Source organism: Streptomyces sp. NPDC059567, assembly GCF_042735655.1.
Lineage (GTDB): Bacteria > Actinomycetota > Actinomycetes > Streptomycetales > Streptomycetaceae > Streptomyces.
The window spans coordinates 242,792-262,566 of the sequence record NZ_JBHWBS010000001.1; the positions used below are offsets into that span (position 1 = coordinate 242,792).

At 71.3% G+C, this 19,775-nt stretch carries 17 protein-coding genes and 1 pseudogene; 10 read left to right on the forward strand and 8 right to left on the reverse strand.

The features are described 5' to 3' along the window. The first annotated feature begins 129 nt into the window (after window positions 1-129). From ACFVZW_RS01030 to ACFVZW_RS01055, 6 genes are read left to right on the forward strand one after another with little or no spacing between them, the layout of a single operon-like run. Window positions 130-1,557, forward strand: coding sequence for a peptidoglycan-binding protein (locus ACFVZW_RS01030; RefSeq protein WP_384514828.1), 1,428 nt, complete (start codon window positions 130-132; stop codon window positions 1,555-1,557). After that, window positions 1,554-2,252, forward strand: coding sequence for an ABC transporter ATP-binding protein (locus ACFVZW_RS01035; RefSeq protein ID WP_384514830.1), 699 nt, complete (start codon window positions 1,554-1,556; stop codon window positions 2,250-2,252). Before ACFVZW_RS01030 ends, ACFVZW_RS01035 begins: the two co-directional genes overlap by 4 nt. Beyond that, a complete protein-coding gene (locus ACFVZW_RS01040) occupies window positions 2,249-3,526 on the forward strand; it encodes an ABC transporter permease (protein WP_384514833.1) in 1,278 nt (425 codons plus the stop codon). Before ACFVZW_RS01035 ends, ACFVZW_RS01040 begins: the two co-directional genes overlap by 4 nt. Before the next feature lie 52 nt (window positions 3,527-3,578). After that, window positions 3,579-5,963 (forward strand): glycoside hydrolase domain-containing protein, encoded by a 2,385-nt coding sequence (locus tag ACFVZW_RS01045; protein WP_384514836.1) that lies wholly within the window; start codon window positions 3,579-3,581, stop codon window positions 5,961-5,963. After that, window positions 5,963-6,304: a hypothetical protein gene (locus ACFVZW_RS01050; protein WP_384514839.1), complete on the forward strand. Its 342-nt coding sequence runs from the start codon at window positions 5,963-5,965 to the stop codon at window positions 6,302-6,304. Before ACFVZW_RS01045 ends, ACFVZW_RS01050 begins: the two co-directional genes overlap by 1 nt. Beyond that, a complete protein-coding gene (locus ACFVZW_RS01055) occupies window positions 6,297-6,995 on the forward strand; it encodes a hypothetical protein (protein WP_384514843.1) in 699 nt (232 codons plus the stop codon). The genes ACFVZW_RS01050 and ACFVZW_RS01055 overlap by 8 nt, the downstream gene beginning before the upstream one ends. An 87-nt stretch (window positions 6,996-7,082) precedes the next feature. On the opposite strand, the gene ACFVZW_RS01060 is transcribed toward ACFVZW_RS01055, so the two are convergent. From ACFVZW_RS01060 to ACFVZW_RS01075, 4 genes are read right to left on the reverse strand one after another with little or no spacing between them, the layout of a single operon-like run. After that, the gene (locus ACFVZW_RS01060; RefSeq protein WP_384514845.1) at window positions 7,083-8,243 is read right to left on the reverse strand and encodes an acyl-CoA dehydrogenase family protein; all 1,161 of its coding nucleotides are present in this window, start codon (window positions 8,241-8,243) and stop codon (window positions 7,083-7,085) included. A gap of 2 nt (window positions 8,244-8,245) precedes the next feature. Continuing rightward, complete coding sequence (locus ACFVZW_RS01065) at window positions 8,246-9,184, reverse strand: hydroxymethylglutaryl-CoA lyase (RefSeq protein ID WP_384514848.1); 939 nt, start codon at window positions 9,182-9,184, stop codon at window positions 8,246-8,248. Continuing rightward, on the reverse strand, window positions 9,181-11,172 hold the full coding sequence (locus ACFVZW_RS01070; protein WP_384514851.1) for a biotin carboxylase N-terminal domain-containing protein: 1,992 nt from the start codon (window positions 11,170-11,172) through the stop codon (window positions 9,181-9,183). Before ACFVZW_RS01070 ends, ACFVZW_RS01065 begins: the two co-directional genes overlap by 4 nt. 14 nt (window positions 11,173-11,186) lie before the next feature. Next, entirely contained in the window at window positions 11,187-12,794 is a 1,608-nt protein-coding gene (locus ACFVZW_RS01075; RefSeq protein ID WP_384514854.1) for a carboxyl transferase domain-containing protein, read from the reverse strand. Between the two features lie 87 nt (window positions 12,795-12,881). Between ACFVZW_RS01075 and ACFVZW_RS01080 the strand changes: the two genes are divergently transcribed. Both ACFVZW_RS01080 and ACFVZW_RS01085 read left to right on the forward strand, forming a co-directional pair. After that, on the forward strand, window positions 12,882-13,469 hold the full coding sequence (locus tag ACFVZW_RS01080) for a TetR/AcrR family transcriptional regulator (protein ID WP_384514857.1): 588 nt from the start codon (window positions 12,882-12,884) through the stop codon (window positions 13,467-13,469). A gap of 62 nt (window positions 13,470-13,531) precedes the next feature. After that, complete coding sequence (locus tag ACFVZW_RS01085) at window positions 13,532-14,305, forward strand: phosphatase (RefSeq protein WP_362357576.1); 774 nt, start codon at window positions 13,532-13,534, stop codon at window positions 14,303-14,305. On the opposite strand, the gene ACFVZW_RS01090 is transcribed toward ACFVZW_RS01085, so the two are convergent. Then, on the reverse strand, window positions 14,275-15,228 hold the full coding sequence (locus tag ACFVZW_RS01090; protein ID WP_384514860.1) for a cation diffusion facilitator family transporter: 954 nt from the start codon (window positions 15,226-15,228) through the stop codon (window positions 14,275-14,277). The two genes, ACFVZW_RS01085 and ACFVZW_RS01090, sit on opposite strands and share 31 nt — an antisense overlap. 110 nt (window positions 15,229-15,338) lie before the next feature. Here ACFVZW_RS01090 and ACFVZW_RS01095 point away from each other — a divergent pair. Beyond that, window positions 15,339-15,548, forward strand: a pseudogene (locus tag ACFVZW_RS01095) (ATP-binding protein); the annotation flags it as partial. Between the two features lie 19 nt (window positions 15,549-15,567). Here ACFVZW_RS01095 and tesB read toward each other — a convergent pair. The 3 genes from tesB to ACFVZW_RS01110 form a co-directional block, all read right to left on the reverse strand. Then, entirely contained in the window at window positions 15,568-16,428 is an 861-nt protein-coding gene (tesB, locus tag ACFVZW_RS01100; RefSeq protein WP_384514862.1) for an acyl-CoA thioesterase II, read from the reverse strand. Next, a complete protein-coding gene (locus ACFVZW_RS01105) occupies window positions 16,429-17,586 on the reverse strand; it encodes an acyl-CoA dehydrogenase family protein (RefSeq protein WP_329120307.1) in 1,158 nt (385 codons plus the stop codon). A gap of 127 nt (window positions 17,587-17,713) precedes the next feature. Then, window positions 17,714-18,841 carry a helix-turn-helix domain-containing protein gene (locus ACFVZW_RS01110; RefSeq protein WP_384514865.1) on the reverse strand — a complete coding sequence of 376 codons (1,128 nt, stop codon included), beginning with the start codon at window positions 18,839-18,841 and terminating at the stop codon, window positions 17,714-17,716. 163 nt (window positions 18,842-19,004) lie between these two features. Between ACFVZW_RS01110 and ACFVZW_RS01115 the strand changes: the two genes are divergently transcribed. Beyond that, window positions 19,005-19,613, forward strand: a complete 609-nt coding sequence (locus tag ACFVZW_RS01115; protein WP_384514868.1) for a hypothetical protein — start codon at window positions 19,005-19,007, stop codon at window positions 19,611-19,613. Window positions 19,614-19,775 lie beyond the last annotated feature (162 nt).

Sequence of the window (19,775 nt, forward strand, 5' to 3'; positions counted from 1 at the left end):
CGCGCGTGCCGGGGCGGGGGCGGCGGCCACGCGGTGTGGGGGCGATCGGGGTGAAGGGGAGAGGGCCAAGTGGCCGCAAGGTCGACGACGAACGCAACAGGCAGCATGTCCCAGCGGCGGCGATGGGCCGTGGGCACGGCTCTGGGAGCGGTGCTGCTGTCCGCGGCCGGCCTCACGGCCGCGCAGATGATCAAGTCTCCGGCGCAGGCGCTCGCCGATTCCGAAGCTCCACCGCCCAGCGTCCTGTCCGCCCCGGTCGAACGCCGGGTCCTGAGGGACTCGGTCATCCTGCGAGGCACGGTGGCCGCCGAGCAGTCGATGGACGTGACACCCGCGGGAGGCGGTGGCGAGGGTGCCGCCGTCGTCACCAAGGTGCCGGTCGTCGCCGGGCAGCAGCTCAGGCACGGGCAGGTGGTCCTGGAGGTCTCGGGCCGTCCCGTGGTGGTCCTCCAGGGTGCACTGCCCGTCTACCGTGACCTCAAGCCCGGCGCCGAGGGCGCCGACGTCGCCCAGTTGCAGAAGGCTCTCGCGGAGCTCGGCCACCGCACGGGAGGCGACCCTCGCGGAAACTTCGGGGCGGGCACCAAGAGCGCCCTCACCGCCTTCTACCGCTCCATCGGGTACGAGCCGGTTCCGGCGCAGGCCGATGCCCAGGAGCAGCTCACCGCTGCCACCGAAGCGGTCTCCGCGGCGGAGCGGGCGGCCGAGGACGCCCACGAGGCCGTGGCCCGTGGCGCAGCGCCCTCGAAGCCCGGCGCCACCACCGAGGACACCGACGTGCGGGGTGATGTCGGCGCCGGAGGCGGCCATCAGCCGGCCGACCTGCGCAAGCAGGCCACCCGGGCCGACGAGGACCTGCGCAAGGCGCGCACCCGACTCGCCGCCGTACAGGCCGACAACGGATCCATGCTGCCCGCTTCCGAGGTGGTATTCCTCTCGCGATTCCCCGCCCGGGTCGACAGCGTGAGCGCGAGGGTGGGCGGCCAGCTCGCCGGAAAGCCCGCGCTCACCGTCTCCGCCGGCGCGCTCGTGGTCAGGGGAGACCTGCCGCCCCACCAGCGAGGCCTCGTGCGGCCCGGACAGAAGGTGGAGATCCTCTCCGAGGTGACCGGCACCACTGCGTCCGCGACCGTCAGTTCGGTCGCCGCGACGGCTTCCGCCGCGCAGGCGGCATCCACGGAGCCGGGCACGCCGGGCGCGTCTTCGGGCGGATCCGGCTTCCTCACCCTGATCAAGCCCGACAAGCCGCTCGACCCCTCGCTCGCGGGGCAGGGCGTCAGACTCACGGTGGAAGCCGCTGCCACCACGGCGGAGACCCTGGCCGTGCCCGTGTCCGCCGTGTTCGCCGGAGCCGACGGCAGAACGTCGGTCACGGTCCTCGGAGCGGGCGGCGCCCAGACGCGTATCGAGGTCACCACCGGTGCGACCGGCGACGGGTACGTGGAGATCCACCCCCGCACGCCGGGGCAGCTGACGGAGGGGGCACGGGTCATCACCGGCGTACGCACCGGCCTCGCGGATGCCGGGGCGTACGGCATGGGGGAGGGCACCCCGTGAGACCCGAGCAGGGGAGACCTCCGGTCGTGGAACTGCGCGGAGCGGGGCTCACCTATCCCGGCCCGCCGCCGGTCAAGGCACTCGCAGCCTGCGACCTGACCGTGTCCCGGGGGGAGTTCGTGACGGTCGTCGGCCCTTCCGGGGCGGGCAAGTCCACCTTCCTCAACATCGTCGGGCTACTGGACGCTCCCACCGAGGGGATCTGCCTCCTCGACGGCGTCGACACCGGCGCGTTGAAGGACCGGGAGCGGACCGCGCTGCGGGGGCGTCGGATCGGCTTCGTCTTCCAGTCCTTCCATCTGCTGCCCCACCGGCCGGCGTGGGAGAACGTCGCCCTCGCCCTTCTCTACCAAGGCATCGGTCACGACGAGCGCAGGGAGCGAGCCCGCGAGACGCTCGTGCGTGTCGGGCTCGGCCATCGGCTCGACGCGCTGCCCAGCACGCTCTCGGGCGGCGAACGACAGCGCGTGGCCATCGCCCGCGCTCTCGTGGGAGACCCTTCGCTGCTCCTCTGCGACGAGCCCACCGGAAGCCTGGACTCGACCACCGCCGCCTCCATCCTGGAGCTCCTGGAGCAGCTGCATCAGGCAGGCATGACCCTCATGGTCATCACCCACGACCCGGCCGTCGCCGCGCGCGGCAGCCGAACGGTGGCCATCCGTGACGGCTTCCTCTCCGAACCGGAGTCCGTATGAAGCCGCATCGGCGCCTCCCCGCCGTGGGGCGGAGCCGATCGGCACCGCGCACCGGCGAGCCCGCCGTGCTCCGTTCCCGGCTGCGCGCGCGGGACCTGGTGTCCGAGGCGCTCGCCGGCGTCCTTCAGCGGCCGGCCCGCTCGGTCCTCACCTCGCTGGGCACGGTCCTCGGCGTGGGCACTTTCGTCGCCATCCTGGGCCTGACGGCAACGGCCTCCTCCCAGATCGACGACCGCTTCAACGCCCTCAGCGCGACCGAGGTCACCGTGGAGGACATCGCCCGTGAACAGGACGAGTTCCAGGACCTGACCTTCCCCACCGACGCCGACGATCGGGTGGAGGGTCTCAACGGCGTGCGCAACGCGGGCGTGTACTGGCCCGTCCGGCTGGACGAGGGCACGGCCGTACGGTCGGCGCCGGTCGGCGCCTCCGGAGACGGCGGCCAGATCCAGGTGATGGCCGCCTCGTCCGGTGTGCTGAGCGCCGCGGTGCCGACCCTGACCGAGGGCCGGACCTTCGACGCCTGGCACGACTCCACCCACCAGCACGTCGCCGTCCTCGGTGCCGGTGTGGCGAGCCGACTGGGCATCACCACCCTGGAGACCCGCCCCGCCGTCTTCATCGGCAACGAGGCCTTCACGGTGATCGGCATCGTCGGAGACGTGCAGCGGAAGGCCGACCTGCTGCTCTCGGTCGTCGTCCCCCGCACGACCGCCCAGAAGGTGTGGGGGCCTCCGGCCGGTGGGGCCAAGATGCTGATCGAGACGGAGATCGGTGCCGCGTCCCAGGTCGCGGGTGAGGCGGCCGTGGCGCTCGACCCCGCTCACCCGGAGTACTTCAAGGCCGTCCCGCCGGCCGACCCGAGGGCGCTGCGCAACGAGGTCAGCGGCGATCTCGACCAGCTCTTCCTCCTGCTCGCGGCGATCTGCCTGTTCATCGGCACCATCGGCATCGCCAACACCACGCTGGTCGCCGTGCTGGAACGAACCGGCGAGATCGGTCTCCGGCGCGCCCTCGGCGCCTGTGGACGCCACATCACGTCCCAGTTCCTGGCCGAGTCCGGAGTACTGGGGGCACTCGGAGGGCTGGTCGGCACGTCGCTCGGCACCCTGACCGTCGTCGGGGTCGCGCTCGCGCGGGACTGGACCCCCGTCATCCATCCCGGGACCGTCGCGGCCGCGCCGGCCATCGGGCTGGTCACCGGGCTGGTCGCGGGTCTCTATCCGGCATGGCGAGCCAGCCGTATCCAGCCCGTCGAGGCATTGCGGCGGTGACCGGACACACGGTCACCGGTCGTTGCACATCACTGATATCTGAAGGAGAGACATGGCGGACGCGAAGGTTCTCGAGGCGCAGAAGTGGGTGAACGCCACCTACGGTGCCGTTGCCGGGTATGCCAGATGCCCGGAGGACGGCCGTACCGGGTGGTCGACGATGTACTCGCTGACCATGGGTCTGCAGCACGAGCTGGGCATCGGTCCGGTCGTGGCGAGCTTCGGGGCCGGCACGCTCGCGAAGCTCACGGCGCGCGGGGACATCGGGCCCGGTGAGGCCAACAAGAACATCGTCAAGATCGTCCAGTACGCGCTGTTCTGCAAGGGGTACTGGGGCGGTGAGGGCGGCGACTACGGCACCGTGACCGAGAACGCGGTCCGCAGCATGAAGGGGGAAATGGGCCTCGGGGTGAACGCACCCCCCAACAGCCGTGTTCAGCCGAAGGTCTTCAAGGCGCTGCTGAGCATGGACGCGTACGTCCTTCTCGCCGGCGGCTCGGAGAAGGTGCGGGCCATCCAGCAGTGGCTCAACGGCCAGTACATCGGCAAGTCGACGTTCTACATAGGTCCTTGTGACGGCCACTACTCCCGTGACGTGAACAAGGCCCTGATGAAGGCCATCCAGTACGAGATAGGCATTCCCGAGGACCAGGCGACCGGCAATTTCGGCCCCGGCACCCAGGCCGGCCTGAAGAACCACGTCGTGTCCGCGGGCGACTCCGGAATCTTCGTCTGGCTGTTCTCCGCGGCGTGTGTGTTCAACGAGCCCGTCACCGTCGGCAGCTCGTACGTGACCTCGTTCAAGGGGACGTTCGACTCCTCGCTCGGATCGTTCGTGGAAGCGTTCCAGCGCTTCTCGGTGCTCCCGGTGACCGGACGCGGCGACTACCAGACCTGGGCCCAGCTGCTCGTGTCCACCGGTGACCCGGAGCGGGCCGTCGACGCCTGCGACACCCGCTTCACCATCACCGCCTCCCGGGCCAAGGCCCTGTACGCCGCCGGGTACCGCTGCGTCGGCCGCTACCTCTTCGACCCGCCGGGCAGCACGCTCGACAAGGAGATCAAGCCGGGCGAGCTCCAGGACATCTTCGCCGCGGGCCTGCGGGTGTTCCCGATCTACCAGGACAACGGCCGGCAGCTGGCGGACTTCACGTACACCAAGGGCTTCCAGCATGCCCTGAACGCCCATCAGCTGGCCGAGAGCTACGGCTTCAACCGGGGCACGGTCATCTACTTCGCGGTGGACTACGACGCCACCTCGGAAGAGATCCAGTCGAACATCGTCCCGTACTTCAACGGGGTGTCCGCCGGTCTCGCCAACAAGGGCAAGCGGTACGTCCACGGCGTCTACGGTTCGCGGAACGTGTGCGGCCAGGTCACGAAGGAGACCTACGCGCGATGGTCCTTCGTCTCCGGAATGTCCTGGGGATTCTCCGGGAACCTCGGCTTCCCGTTGCCGGCGAACTGGGCGTTCAACCAGATCAAGGAGTTCAAGTTCACCTCCGGCGGTGACTCGTTCGACCTCGACAACGACGCCAACCGGGCGGGCACCGACTTCGGCCAGAAGAGCGTCAACAAGGCGACCTCCCCGGCCGACGACTTCATCGCCTACATCGAGAGGCTGTACGGGCTTGCCAAGAGCTATGGCAAGGGTGACCCCGACAAGCTCGTGATGGAGTACATGCGTCACGTCTCGTACGGAGATGAGAAGTGGTGGGCGCTCATCGGCGACCCGGACTGGGCCTTCATCACCTACGCGAAGAACAACGGGATGTTCGTCTGGGACGAGTTCAAGGACCCCTTCACCGGATACCACCTCGGTGCCGAGCACCTGCTGGCGACCTGCAACGCGCACTACGTGAAGAAGCAGGCCCCGGACATCATCAACGCCGGCGCCGGCGACGTGGGCGGCTGGGGCGGTGACCTCATGACGCTCTACGGCGAGTGGCGTCGTGACGTGAACAGCTATGCGTCGGGCTACACCTACGTCATGGACAAGTTCGCGAAGATCGGTGTGGACTCCACCTTCGGATACAACGACCTCATCGAGGACGCGGACGGCTACCTGCTCGCCGAACGGGTCCGTGCCGGGAAGACGATCGTGGAGGCGATCCGGGATCACTACAACGGCACCGGTGGCCTCACCCGCTTCAAGGACTTCTACACCCAGCGGTTCGGCGGCACCGTGGCCCTCGCGAGGGACACCGCCCGCATGATGCTGGTCACGGAGAAGGACCCGGTCATCACCCTGGGGCGCAACAAGCTCATCTGGGGAATCGCCGGATACGACACGCTGCTGCCCGCGATGCTGCCGGGCGACAAGCTGACCGAGTTCTGCAAGGGCTTCGCCGACTCGCTCCAGTCCCGCGCGGGTCTCGAGAACCGCATGCGGAGCACCTACCTCTCCAACCAGCAGAAGAGCATGAGCAGTTCCTGATGCTGTCACTGCGAAGCGTCCGGACGTGGACGGTCGGAGCGGTCCTGAGCGCGGCCGTCACGCTGGCCACCTATGCGCTGGGGGCCATGTCCGGGTTCACGCAGGTCGCGAAGATCTGCGCGGTGAAGGCCGGAAAGGGGCCGTCCGCCCGGCCGGACTCGATCACCGAGAGCGGGTTCCCCCTGTCCCAGGTCTGTCACTGGCGGGACGGGACGTCGGTCGACCTGGTGCCCGCCTGGGTCAACCCGCTGCTCTATGCCGGCCTGACGGCCGTCGTCGTCTGCTCAGCCCTGGCCGTGTACGCGGCCGCCAAGCGAAAGAAGGAGCCTGTTCATGAGTGATGTCGTATCGCCCTCGGCGCACCTCGGCCGCCGCCGCTTCCTGACGGTGGGCCTCGGTGTCGCCGCCGGCGCGACGATGTGGGCCGGCGGAGCGAGCGGGACCGCCGCGGCCGCTTCCGCGCCCGTACCGCGGGACAAGGCGTGGAGAAGTGGCAGAACCGCCAACGGCTGGTCGGTGCTCGACGACCCGCAGGCCTTCCGCATCGAGGGGAGTGACGTCGTCGTGGCACTGCGGGGCGGCGAGGTCGCGACCGTGCTGCTGCACGTCGCCCGCCGCTTCCACTACGAGATCGACACGCTCACGGCGGGCGAGATCGCCGGTCACACGGTCTCTCGCACCGTCAAGGAGGCGTACGAGAGCAACTACCTCTCCGGAACGGCGATCGCCATCCGGCCCGGGGGGTACCCGGTCGGTGCCAGGGACGGGTTCTTCTCGCACGAGTTGGTCGTCGTCCGCGACATCCTCGCCGAGTGCGAGGGCGTCGTGCGGTGGGGTGGGGACGAGGCGACTCCGAAGGAGAGCCACTTCCAGATCGACGTGAAGCCGGGCGACGCGCGCCTCAAGGCGCTGGCCGCCAGGATCAACGGGTGGAGCGAGGCTCCGAGCAAGGGAGCCGGCACGGTGGACGCCCTGCTGCCCGCGCGGCGCCGTGCGGCCCAGTCGATGGAGCGCCGTCAGCGCACCTCCTGACACGCGTCGAGCCGGTGTCCGCGGACTCATCCGTGGACACCGGCTCGGTGGTCCTGGCGTCGCCTGCCGGGCGTCAGCCGCTCGGCGTCAGGCGGAGAGCCCCAACTCCCGTGCGATCAGCATCCGCTGGACCTCGCTCGTGCCCTCGCCGATCTCCAGGATCTTGGAGTCGCGCCACATCCGCGCCACCGGGTACTCGTTCATGAAGCCGTAACCGCCGTGGATCTGGGTCGCCTCGCGGGCGTTGTCGACGGCCACCGTGGAGGAGTACAGCTTCGCCAGCGCCGCCTCCTTCTTGAAGGACTCGCCGAGCACCAGCCGGGACGCCGCGTCCCGCCAGCCGATCCGGGCCATGTGCGCCCGCATCTCCATGTCCGCGATCTTGAACTGGATGGCCTGGTTGTCGCCGATCGGCCGGCCGAAGGCATGCCGCTCCTTGGCGTACTTCACCGACTCGTCGACACAGCCCTGCGCGAGTCCGGTCGCCAGCGCCGAGATCGCGATCCGGCCCTCGTCCAGGATCCGCAGGAACTGCGCGTAGCCGCGGCCCTCTTCGCCGAGCAGGTTCGCGGCGGGCACACGGACGTCGTCGAAGGACAGCTCACGCGTGTCCGAGGCGTTCCAGCCGACCTTGGAGTACGGGGCGGCGACGGTGAAACCGGGGGTGCCGGACGGGACGATGATCGAGGAGATCAGCGGGCGGCCGTCGGGCTTGCGGCCGGTGACCGCCGTGACCGTGACCAGACCGGTGATGTCCGTGCCGGAGTTGGTGATGAAGCACTTCGAGCCGTTGATGACCCAGTCGTCGCCGTCGCGGACGGCGGTGGTGCGGGTGCCGCCGGCGTCGCTGCCCGCGCCCGGCTCGGTCAGACCGAAGGCGCCCAGGATCTCGCCGCTGCACATCCGGGGCAGCCACTCCTGCTTCTGCTCCTCGGTGCCGAAGCGGTAGACCGGCATCGCGCCGAGCGAGACACCCGCCTCCAGGGTGATGGCGACGGAGGAGTCGACGCGGGCGAGCTCCTCCAGCGCGATGCCGAGGGCGAGGTAGTCGCCGCCCATCCCGCCGTACTCCTCCGGGAAGGGCAGACCGAACAGGCCCATGCGGCCCATCTCGCGGACGATCTCGTACGGGAACTCATGGCGCTCGTAGTAGTCGCCGATCTTCGGGGCGACGACGTCGTGGGCGAACTCCTCCACGGTGCGGCGGAGTTCCTCGTGCTCTTCGGAGAGCCGGTGGTCGAGGGACATGGCTAGGACTCCTTGTGGGAGAGCGCGCGAACGGTACGGGAAGGGCTCGGTCGGCCCAGTTGGTCGGCCATCCACACGCTGGTGGCGGTGAGGGCGGCCAGGTCGACCCCGGTCTCGATGCCGAGGCCGTCGAGCATCCACACGAGGTCCTCGGTGGCGAGGTTGCCCGTGGCGCTCTTCGCGTACGGGCAGCCGCCGAGGCCGCCGGCGGAGGCGTCGACGGTGGTCACGCCGTGCCGGAGCGCGGCGAGGGTGTTGGAGAGCGCCTGCCCGTAGGTGTCGTGGAAGTGCACGGCGATACGGGAGGTGGGCACGCCGGCCTCGTTGAGCCCCCGGAGCAGGGCCTCCACATGGCCGGGGGTGGCGACGCCGATGGTGTCGCCGAGGCTCAGCTCGTCGCACCCCATCTCGGCGAGGGCCTTGGTGACGCGGACGACCTGCTCGACGGGGACGGCGCCCTCCCAGGGGTCGCCGAAGCACATCGAGAGATAGCCGCGGATGCGGAGGCCCTGCTCTATGGCGCGGGTGACGACGGGCTCGAACATGGCGAGGGCCTCGTCGACCGTGCGGTTGAGGTTGGCCTTCGCGAAGGACTCCGTGGCGGAGGCGAAGACGGCGATCTCGCGGGCGCCGAGGGCCATGGCGCGGTCGAGCCCGCGCTCGTTGGGAACGAGGACCGGGAGCCGGGCCGGAACGTCCTTGAGGAGCGGGAACAGCTCCTCGGCGTCCGCCAGCTGGGGCACCCACTTGGGGTGGACGAAGCTGGTCGCCTCGACGGTGGAGAGCCCGGCGGCGGCGAGGCGCCGGACGAATTCGGCCTTCGTCCCGGTCGGGACGACGGTCTTCTCGTTCTGGAGCCCGTCGCGCGGCCCGACCTCGTGGATCCGCACCCGGGCGGGGAGCCCTGGGGCGGGCACGTTCATGGGCAGGCCCGTGGTCATGATTCCTCCCTGGGGGTCACCACGGCGAGGATCTGGTCCATGGCGACGGTGGAGCCGGGGGTGACGTCCAGCTCGGTGACGGTGCCGGCGTGCGGGGCGGAGATGACGTGCTCCATCTTCATGGCCTCGACGACGAGCAGACTCTGGCCGGCCTCGACCTCGTCCCCGACCCCGACCTTCACGACGGTGACGGTCCCGGGCATGGGCGCGGCGAGCGTGTCGGCCCCGCCGTGCCGGGCGCCGGTGAGCGCGGCGGCGACCGGGTCGTGATCGAGGACGTGCCAGGAGTCCCCGTCCCGGCCGAGCCAGATCCCCTCGGGGGAGCTGGCGAGGCGGAAGTGGTGGACGACCCCGTCGAGGTGAACGGTCACGTGGTGGGCGGAGACCTCCCCCACCGCCCCACTTCCCGGAACCTCGCCGGGCGCCGCGTCGAGCAGCAGCTCCGCGGTCTTCCGGTCGCCGCGGACGCGGATCGTCACCGGGTCGTGGCCCGGGACGCGGAAGTGGTGCGGGGTCCAGGCGGGTCGGCCGCCCAGGCGCCAGCCGGTGGGGGCGTCGAACGGGTCCGTCCAGCCCTCGGCCGGGGAAGCCGGGGGGAACTGCCGCAGCAGCGCCGCCGCGGCGTACACCTCGCCGGGGACGCCCGTCGGGACCAGGCTCTCCGCGTCCCGTTCCACCAGGCCCGTGTCCAAGTCGCCGGCCATGACGTCCGGGTGGGACAGGAGGCGGCGCAGGAAGCCCGCGTTCGTCGGGACGCCCAGGGTCGTCGTGTCCGCCAGGGCCGCGCGGAGGCGGCGGAGGGCCGTGGGGCGGTCCGGCGCGTGGACGATGACCTTCGACAGCATCGGGTCGTACAGGCTGCCGACCTCCGTGCCCTCGCTCAGACCCGAGTCCGTGCGGACCCCGTCGCCCTGCGGCTCGTGGAGCGAGAGGACCGTGCCGCCCGAGGGGAGGAAGCCGCGCGCGGGGTCCTCCGCGCAGACGCGGGCCTCGATCGCCCAGCCGTCCAGGCGGATGTCGGACTGGGCGAAGCCCAGCTTCTCGCCCGCCGCCACCCGCAGCTGCCACTCCACCAGGTCGATCCCGGTGATCAGCTCCGTCACCGGGTGCTCCACCTGGAGCCGGGTGTTCATCTCCATGAAGTAGTACGAGGACGGGTGCACGCCCGGCACGATGAACTCGACCGTGCCCGCGCCGACGTACCCGCAGGACCGCGCGGCCTCCACCGCCGCCGCGCCCATCTGCTCGCGGATCTCCGGCGTCAGCAGGACGCTCGGCGCCTCCTCGATGATCTTCTGGTGGCGCCGCTGGAGCGAGCACTCGCGCTCACCGAGGTGCACCACGTTGCCGTGCCCGTCCGCGAGGACCTGGATCTCGATGTGCCGCGGCCGGTCGATCCACCGCTCCACGAGCAGCGTGTCGTCGCCGAACGACGACCGCGCCTCGCGCCGCGCCGCCGCGATCTCGTCGGTCAGCGTCGACAGGTCGCGTACGAGCCGCATTCCCTTGCCGCCGCCGCCCGCCGAAGGCTTCAGCAGGACAGGGGCGCCCAACTCGCGCGCCGCCGCCTCCAGTTCCGGGTCGGCCGCGCCGGGGACGACCGGCACGCCCGCCGCCTTCACCGTCTCCTTCGCCCGGATCTTGTCGCCCATCAGGGAGATCGCGGAGGCCGGCGGGCCGATGAAGACCAGGCCCGCCTCCGCGCACGCCTGCGCGAACCCGGCGTTCTCCGCAAGGAAGCCGTAGCCGGGGTGGACCGCCTGCGCGCCCGTCCGGCGGGCCGCGTCGAGGAGCGCCTCGACCGACAGGTACGACTCGGAGGCCGGCGGCGGACCGATCCGTACCGCCGTGTCCGCCTCCCGTACGTGACGGGCCTCGGCGTCCGCGTCGCTGTACACCGCCACCGAGCGGACGCCGAGCGCCCGCAGCGTGCGGATGACCCGGACCGCGATCTCGCCCCGGTTGGCCACAAGGACTGTGTCGAACATCTTCTGAGGTCCCCTCACATCCGGAAGACGCCGAACTGGGGGTCACCCAGGGGCGCGTTGGCGCAGGCCGTGAGGGCGAGGCCCACCACCTGTCGGGTCTCCATCGGGTCGATGACCCCGTCGTCCCAGAGCCGCGCCGTCGCGTAGTAGGCGTTGCCCTGGGTCTCGTACTGCTCGCGGATCGGGGCCTTGAAGGCGTCCTCTTCCTCCGCGCTCCACTCGTCGCCGAGCTGGTCCCGCTTGACCGTCGCGAGGACGGACGCGGCCTGCTCGCCGCCCATGACCGAGATCTTGGCGTTGGGCCACATCCACAGGAAGCGCGGGGAGTACGCCCGGCCGCACATCGAGTAGTTGCCCGCGCCGTACGAGCCGCCGACGACCACGGTCAGCTTCGGCACGCGCGTGCAGGCCACGGCCGTCACCATCTTGGCGCCGTGCTTGGCGATGCCGCCCGCCTCGTAGTCCTTGCCGACCATGAAGCCCGAGATGTTCTGCAGGAACAGCAGCGGGATGCCGCGCTGGTCGCACAGCTCGATGAAGTGCGCGCCCTTCTGGGCGGACTCGGAGAACAGGATGCCGTTGTTGGCGACGATCCCGACCGGGTGTCCGTGGATCCGGGCGAAGCCGGTGACCAGCGTCTGCCCGTACTCGGCCTTGAACTCCTGGAAGCGGGAGGCGTCCACGATCCGCGCGATGACCTCGCGGACATCGTACGGGGTACGGGAGTCCACCGGCACCGCGCCGTAGAGACCCGCCGGGTCCACCTTCGGCTCCTCGACCGGCTCGACCGACCAGGGCAGCTCGCCGCGCGCCGGGAGGGTGGCGACGATGTTGCGGACGATGCGCAGCGCGTGGGCGTCGTCCTCCGCGAGATGGTCGGTGACACCGGACGTACGGGAGTGCACCTCGCCGCCGCCCAGCTCCTCCGCCGTGACGACCTCACCGGTCGCGGCCTTCACCAGCGGCGGACCGCCCAGGAAGATCGTGCCCTGGTTCCGTACGATCACGGCCTCGTCGCTCATGGCCGGGACGTACGCGCCACCGGCCGTGCAGGAGCCGAGGACCGCCGCGATCTGCGGGATGCCGGCGCCGGACATCCGGGCCTGGTTGTAGAAGATCCGGCCGAAGTGCTCGCGGTCCGGGAAGACCTCGTCCTGCATCGGCAGGAACGCGCCGCCGGAGTCCACGAGGTAGAGGCAGGGGAGCCGATTCTCCAGCGCCACCTCCTGGGCCCGCAGATGCTTCTTCACCGTCATCGGGTAGTACGTGCCGCCCTTGACGGTCGCGTCGTTGGCGACGATCACGCACTCGCGGCCCGAGACCCGGCCGATGCCGGCGATGACTCCGGCGGCCGGTGCCTGGTCGCCGTACATCCCGTTCGCGGCGAGCGGGGCCAGCTCCAGGAAGGGCGACCCCGGGTCCAGGACGGTGTCCACGCGGTCCCGCGGCAGCAGTTTGCCGCGCGCGGTGTGCCGGGCGCGGGCCTTCTCGCCGCCGCCGAGCGCGGCCGCGGCGAGTTTGGCGCGCAGCGCGGCGGCCAGCTCGTGGTGGGCCGCCTCGTTGGCCTGCCAGGCCGGCGACGCGGGGTCCGCCGCGCTCGTCAGCACAGGTGCCTGCTGCATCGACTGAGCTCCCTTGCTCGGTTAATGAGCGTTAACGTATGGCTTTCAGGTTAACGACCGCTAACCCCATTGTCTAGAATCGATTCCATGACCACCACCGCCAGGACCGACGCCCCCACGCGCCGCGAGCAGATCCTCAAGGAGGCCGCTCGCCTCTTCGCCGAGCGTGGGTTCCACGGCGTCGGCGTCGACGAGATAGGAGCCGCCGTCGGTATCAGCGGCCCCGGGCTCTACCGGCACTTCGCGGGCAAGGACGCGATGCTGGCCGAGCTGCTCGTCGGGATCAGCGAGCGGCTCCTCGACGGCGGGCGGCTGCGCGTGGGCGAGGGGGAGAGCGACCCGCGGGCGCTGCTCGGCTCGCTCATCGACAGCCACATCGACTTCGCGCTCGACGACCGGCCGCTGATCACCCTCCACGACCGGGAGCTGGACCGGCTGAAGGACGAGGACCGCAAGCGGGTGCGACAGCTCCAGCGGCAGTACGTGGAGCTGTGGGTGGCGGTCGTACGGGAGCTGTACCCGACGGCCGGGGAGTCCGAGGCGCGGGCCGCCGTGCACGCCGTCTTCGGGCTGCTGAACTCGACCCCGCACCTCGCGGCGCTCGGCCGCCACTCGATGGAGGAGCTGCTCAGGCGCCTGGCGCACGGGGCGTTCGGGGCGCTCGCGGAGGCGTAACCACCGGTCCATGGGGTGGAATCGGGCCGCCGGCGACGCAGCGGCCCGGCAGAATGAGGCCCATGCCGATACTCAGCCGCCCCGCCCTCGTCGAGCACCTTGTACGGACCCGGATCGCAGGTGATGTCGCCACCCCGCGCGACAACAACCTCTCTCACTACCGCAAGCTCGCCAACGGCGACCGGCACTACTGGCTCGGCCTCGAGCTCGGCGACCGGTGGACCGACGAGCAGGACGTGCTCGCCGTCATGGCCGAGCGGTGCGGGGTCAACGACGACCCCGCCCACCGCACCGGGCAGGACACCATCGACCCCGACCTGACCGTCGACGCCCTCGACCGGGCGGCCGCCCGTCTGCGCAAGGCCGCCGCGGGCAAGGAGCGGGTGCTGTTCGCGACCGGTCACCCCGGCGCGCTGATCGACGCCCACAGCCGGGTAGCCGCCGCCCTGCGGGCCAAGGGCTGCGACATCGTACGGATCCCCGGCGGGCTCATCGCGGACGAGGGGTACGTCGTGCAGTTCGCCGACGTCGCCGTCTTCGAGCGCGGCGCCACCCTCTGGCACACCCATTCGCCCGAACCCATGAACGCGATCCTGGACGCCCTCGGCGAGGACGGCCGGCCGGACCTCGTCGTCGCCGACCACGGCTGGGCCGGGCGCGCGGGCCAGCGGGGCGTCGACTCCGTCGGCTACGCCGACTGCAACGACCCCGCCCTCTTCATCGGCGAGGCCGAGGGCACCATGCAGGTCACGATCCCCCTGGACGACCACGTCCTGGACCCCCGCTCCTACGAGCCGCTCACCGACTACCTGCTCGACGCGTCCGGCCTGCTCTGACCCGGGGCCACCCCCGGTGTCGGGTCCAGATAGACCCGACGGACGGCGGGGAAGCGCTCCCGTAGCTGCTCCTCCGCCTCCTCGCAGGCCCACTCGACCTGCTCGGCCGAGGACACGTCACGGAAATCGACCTTCGCGGCGATCATGACCTCGTCCGGGCCCTGGATCAGCGTCGTCAGCTCCAGCACGTCGATGATGTGCGGCACCGAGAGCAGCTCCTCGCGGACAGCCTCCCGCATCGGCCGCGGCAGCGGGCGGCCGATCAGCAGCTCCGCGTTGGAGCGGCCCAACACCCACGCCACGTACACCAGCAGCGCGCCGATGAGGATCGAGGCGACGCCGTCCCACACCGCCGAGCCGCTGATCTCGACGCCGAGCAGGCCGCCCGCCGCGAGGAGCAGACCGGCCAGGGCCGCCGAGTCCTCCATCACGACGGCCTTGACGGTGGTGTCGGGAGTGTGCCGCAGATAGCGGCCGAAGGGCGCCTTCATCCGCTCCGCCTCGCCCCTGACCTGACGGACGGCGGTCCGCAGGGAGAAGCCCTCCAGCACGAAGGCGACGCCGAGCACGATGTACGAGATCAGCGGGTCGCCCATCTCCTCGCCGTGGACGAGCGTGTGGACGCCGTCGTAGACCGAGAAGACCGCGCCGCCGACGAAGGTGGCGACGGCGGCGAGCAGCGCCCAGACGTAGCGCTCGCCGGCGTACCCGAGCGGATGGTCCTCGTCCGCCGGCTTCTCGCTCCGCTTGAGCGCGGTGAGCAGCATGACCTCGGTGACCGTGTCGGCGACCGAATGGGCCGCCTCGGAGAGCATCGCGCTCGATCCGCTGATCACACCCGCCACCGCCTTGGCGGCGGCGATCCCGAGGTTCGCCACCGCCGCCACGATCACCGTGAACACGCTCTCGCCCTGTTCCGCCATGGACCGGACGGTATGTCCGGTCCGGGGCGCGGAAGGAGAACGACACCACCCCTCCCGAACGACGGTGCTGGAAATGAGTCATGGCTGGTTTCATCAGCCACATGCGCTCGATGCTGAGCGCACGCACCGTCGTCCCGTCAGTCTCCGACGGCAGCAGCACCGCCCCGCACCTGCGCCGGGCGGCGGAGTCGGACGAGGGAGGCCGCGGTCTGTTCCTGGTGGCCCAGTTCGCGGAGCGCTGGGGAACCCGGTACACCGCCGAGGGCAAGGTCATCTGGACGGAACAGATCATCCCCGGCCGGATGCCCGGCCGGGGATGATTCCGCGATGTCCGTCGCCTCAGCGCGGGACGCGGACGACGCCCTCCTGGATGACGGAGATCGCCAGCTTCCCGTCCTGCGTGTAGATCCGCGCCTGGCCGAGCCCCCGCCCGCCCGAGGCGGACGGCGACTCCTGGTCGTACAGCAGCCACTCGTCGGCCCGGAACGGCCGGTGGAACCACATCGCGTGGTCCAGCGACGCCCCGACGACGTCGCCGACCGCCCAGCCGCCGCGCCCGTGGGCGAGCAGCACCGAGTCGAGCAGCGTCATGTCGGAGACGTACGTCGCCAGACAGACGTGCAGCAGCGGGTCGTCGGCGAGCTTGCCGTTCGTACGGAACCAGACCTGCGAGCGCGGCTCGCGCGGCTCCCCGACGGAGCCCCACGGCGGCACCTCGGCGTACCGCAGGTCCACCGCCGCCCGCGCCTCGACCAGCCGTGCGGCCACGTCCGCCGGAAGGTGCCGGGGCAGCATCTCGGCCGCCGTCGGCAGGGACTCCGGGTCCGGCGCGGCCGGCATGTCGTACTGGTGCTCAAGCCCCTCCTCGTACGTCTGGAAGGACGCGGAGAGGTGGAAGATCGGCCGTCCGTGCTGGACGGCGACGACCCGGCGGGTGGTGAAGGAGCGGCCGTCGCGGATCCGGTCCACGGTGTAGACGATCGGCGCGCCCGGGTCCCCGGCGCGCAGGAAGTACGCGTGCAGGGAGTGGGCGAGGCGGTCTTCCGGGACGGTCCGCCCCGCCGCCACCAGCGCCTGGGCGGCCACCTGGCCGCCGAAGACGCGGGGGACGACGGCGGAGCGGGACTGTCCCCGGAAGAGGTTCTGCTCGATCTGCTCCAGGTCGAGCAGATCGAGCAGGGCGTCGAGAGCCTCGGGCACTTACAGACCCATCGACTTGGCGATGATCGACTTCATGATCTCGCTGGTGCCGCCGTAGATGCGGTTGACGCGGTTGTCGGCGTACAGGCGCGCGATCGGGTACTCGTTCATGTAGCCGTAGCCGCCGTGCAGCTGGAGGCAGCGGTCGATCACGCGGTGCGCGACCTCGGTGCAGAAGAGCTTCGCGCTCGCGGCCTCGGCCGGGGTCAGCTCGCCCGCGTCCAGGGCCTCCAGGGCGCGGTCGGCGACGGCCTCGGCGGCGTCCACCTCGGCCTGGCAGGCGGCCAGCTCGAACTTGGTGTTCTGGAAGTGCGCGACCGGCTTGCCGAAGACGGTGCGCTCCTGCACGTACTGCTGGGCGAACCGGACGGCGGCCTTGGCCTGCGCGTAGGCGCCGAAGGCGATGCCCCAGCGCTCGGAGGCGAGGTTGTGGCCGAGGTAGTAGAAGCCCTTGTTCTCCTCGCCGAGCAGGTCCTCGACCGGCACCTTCACGTCGACGAACGCCAGCTCGGCGGTGTCGGAGGTGCGCAGGCCGAGCTTGTCCAGCTTGCGGCCGATGGAGTAGCCCTCGGACTTGGTGTCCACGGCGAAGAGGGAGATGCCGTGGCGGCGGTCCTCGGCCGTCGGGGCGGACGTACGGGCGCAGACGATCACGCGGTCGGCGTGGACGCCACCGGTGATGAAGGTCTTGGCGCCGTTGAGGACGTAGTGCGTGCCGTCCTCGGAGAGCTTGGCGGTGGTCTTCATGCCCGCGACGTCGGAGCCGGTGCCCGGCTCGGTCATCGCCAGCGCCCACATCTCGTCACCGGAGACGAAGTTCGGGAGGTAACGCTTCTTCTGCTCGTCGGTGGCGAGCATCTTGATGTACGGCAGGGCGAGCAGCACGTGCACGCCGGAGCCGCCGAACTGGACGCCCGCGCGCGAGGTCTCCTCGTAGAGGACGGCCTCGAACTTGTGGGTGTCCAGGCCCGCGCCGCCGAACTCCTCGGGGACGTTGATGCCGAAGATGCCCAGCTCGCCGAGCTTGCCGTAGAACTCGCGCGGCGCCTGGCCCGCGGCGAACCACTCGTCGTAGACGGGGACGACCTCGGCCTCGATGAAGGCCCGGATGGTCTCCCGGAACGCCTCGTGGTCCTCGTTGAATACCGTACGGCGCACGAGCCGCCTCCTTCGGAGTCCTGGGTACCTGACGCACTATGCCTAAGCGCTTGCTCAGTCAAGTTACCCATCGGTTCGCGCCGCTGTCCAGATCTGGAGCCCTCAGCGTTGCCCACATCACGTCCGGTCAGAGCCGAGGCGCCTCGCCGGTGATCCAGCGGTGGTTGAGGGTGTCGTACTCGAAGACCGGGCGTCCCTCGATGCCGCTCGTACGGAACGGCCGGCCGTCGTCGGTGATCCGGACCGTGCCGGAGCGGCCCTCGCTGCTCCACTCCAGCTCCAGGTACCAACGGCAGTCGCAGCCGGCCGCCCCCGCCGAGACCAGCAGCTCCTCCGGCTCGGCGGCGCTGACCGCGTACGGGAAGGAGACCGCCGGGAGCGTGCGGCCTTCCTCCCCGGAGGCGTCGTACCCGTCCAGCGCCCGCGCCACCGGCCGCGGCCGGTCCAGGTCCACCTCGAAACGGCGCGGCGTCACCGCCCCGCCGCACCCGTCGTCCATCCGGTACGCCGCCCACGGCAGCGGCGCGCCCCGCTCCACCACCCGCACGTGCAGTGCCTGGAGCACCACCGCCGCCGCGCCCTTCCCCTGTACCGACACCCGCACCAGCGTCTCCCCGCCGTCCACGGCCCCCTGCGCCGCCGCCCAGCTCCGCGCGTCGGCCGCCTCCGGCGGGGGAGGGGGCGTCCGCTCCACGAGGTAGGTGTGCCCGCACCCGTTCTTCCAGATGTGCGAGGCGACCGTCCACGTCAGCGGCGCCGGTGGTTCAGCGGCCCGCTCCCGGGCCTTCCCGGGCTGGAGTACGGCTCCGAGCGTCACCGTCCCCACGACCGCCAGCGCCCCGACGACCACGCCCATCCACCGCCACCGGAGCCTCCGCCGCTCGGACGGGAGGCCCGGCACGTGCGCATGCACGGGCTCGGGCTCGGGCGCCGCCTCCGGGGTCGGCGCGGGTTCAAGGCCGGGCTCGGGCGCCGGCTCCGCGCCGGGTTCCGGTGCCGGGGGGCGGCGGGCGCCGTCCGCGCGGGTCCAGGCCACCTCCAGGGCCCGCCGCTCCTCCTCGTCCGCCCCGCACAGCAGGGCGAGGCGGTCGACCACGGCGAACTCCTCCGGGACGGTCGTGCCGGAGCAGTAGCGGTGGAGGGTGGACGCGCTGACGCTCAGGCGCCGGCCCAGCGCCTCGTAACTCCTCCCGTCCCGCGCCTTCAGCGCGCGCACGAGCCGCGCGAACTCCTCGACGGCGGCGTCCTTCGGCATTCCATCCCCCTCGACCCTGCGTCCCACCCTTCACGTCCTTGCACGTCAGCGGGGGTGGAATGGTTCCGGGACGGATGGTGGGCGCGTCACCGTTGCAGTCGGCGGGCGCCGGCCCGACGCTGGTCGAGCACTGACCGAACGACCCGACGGGGGATCCACCACCATGAACAAGCTCCGTACCGCACTCGCCACCACCGCCGCTGCCGCACTGGGCCTCGCGGCCCTCGCCACGGCCCCGGCGCAGGCCGCCGCCCAGCCCGCCTTCCTCGCCGCATCCCAGATGCCGCCGTCGTCGACGCCGTGGACCGCCACCCAGGTCTTCACCGGCGTCCCGGAGAACGGCGGCGCCCTCTGCGCCCCGTACAAGATCCCGGCGCAGAACTCCCGCTACCGCGAGTTCAGCACCGAGCTCGACACCAACGGCGTCCAGATCACCACCGTCGCCCGCACCGAGGCCGACGCGGTGAAGCTGGTCGACACCCTCCGCAAGGCCCTCGCCGGCTGCGGGCCCCTGCTGGAGCGGCAGAACCCGGGCCTGCACGCCGTCAGCGCCTCCCACGGGAAGCTCGCCGTCGAGGAGGGCGCCTGGGTCTACAGCCTGGACACCGCCGACCCGGAGGTCGGCAACACCGACATCCACCTGTTCGCGGTGGGCCGTGACGGCCGGACCGTCACCCTCGTCCGCTGGGGTCAGATGGGCGACTTCAAGGACGCCCCGCTGACCGCCTTCCGGACCACGACGCGCACCGCCGTGAACAAGCTCTGGCCCTGATCCGGGCCCGGAGCGCCTGATCCGGGGCCAGAGCGCCCGGCGCCGCGGTCACCCGGGGCACCCGCCGGGGGACGCTGCAGCACTTCCCGGTCGACTACGGCCCGGCCGAGCCGTGGGCGCGCGGTGCGCCGACCAACGTCACCCCGGACGGCGGGTCGGCGC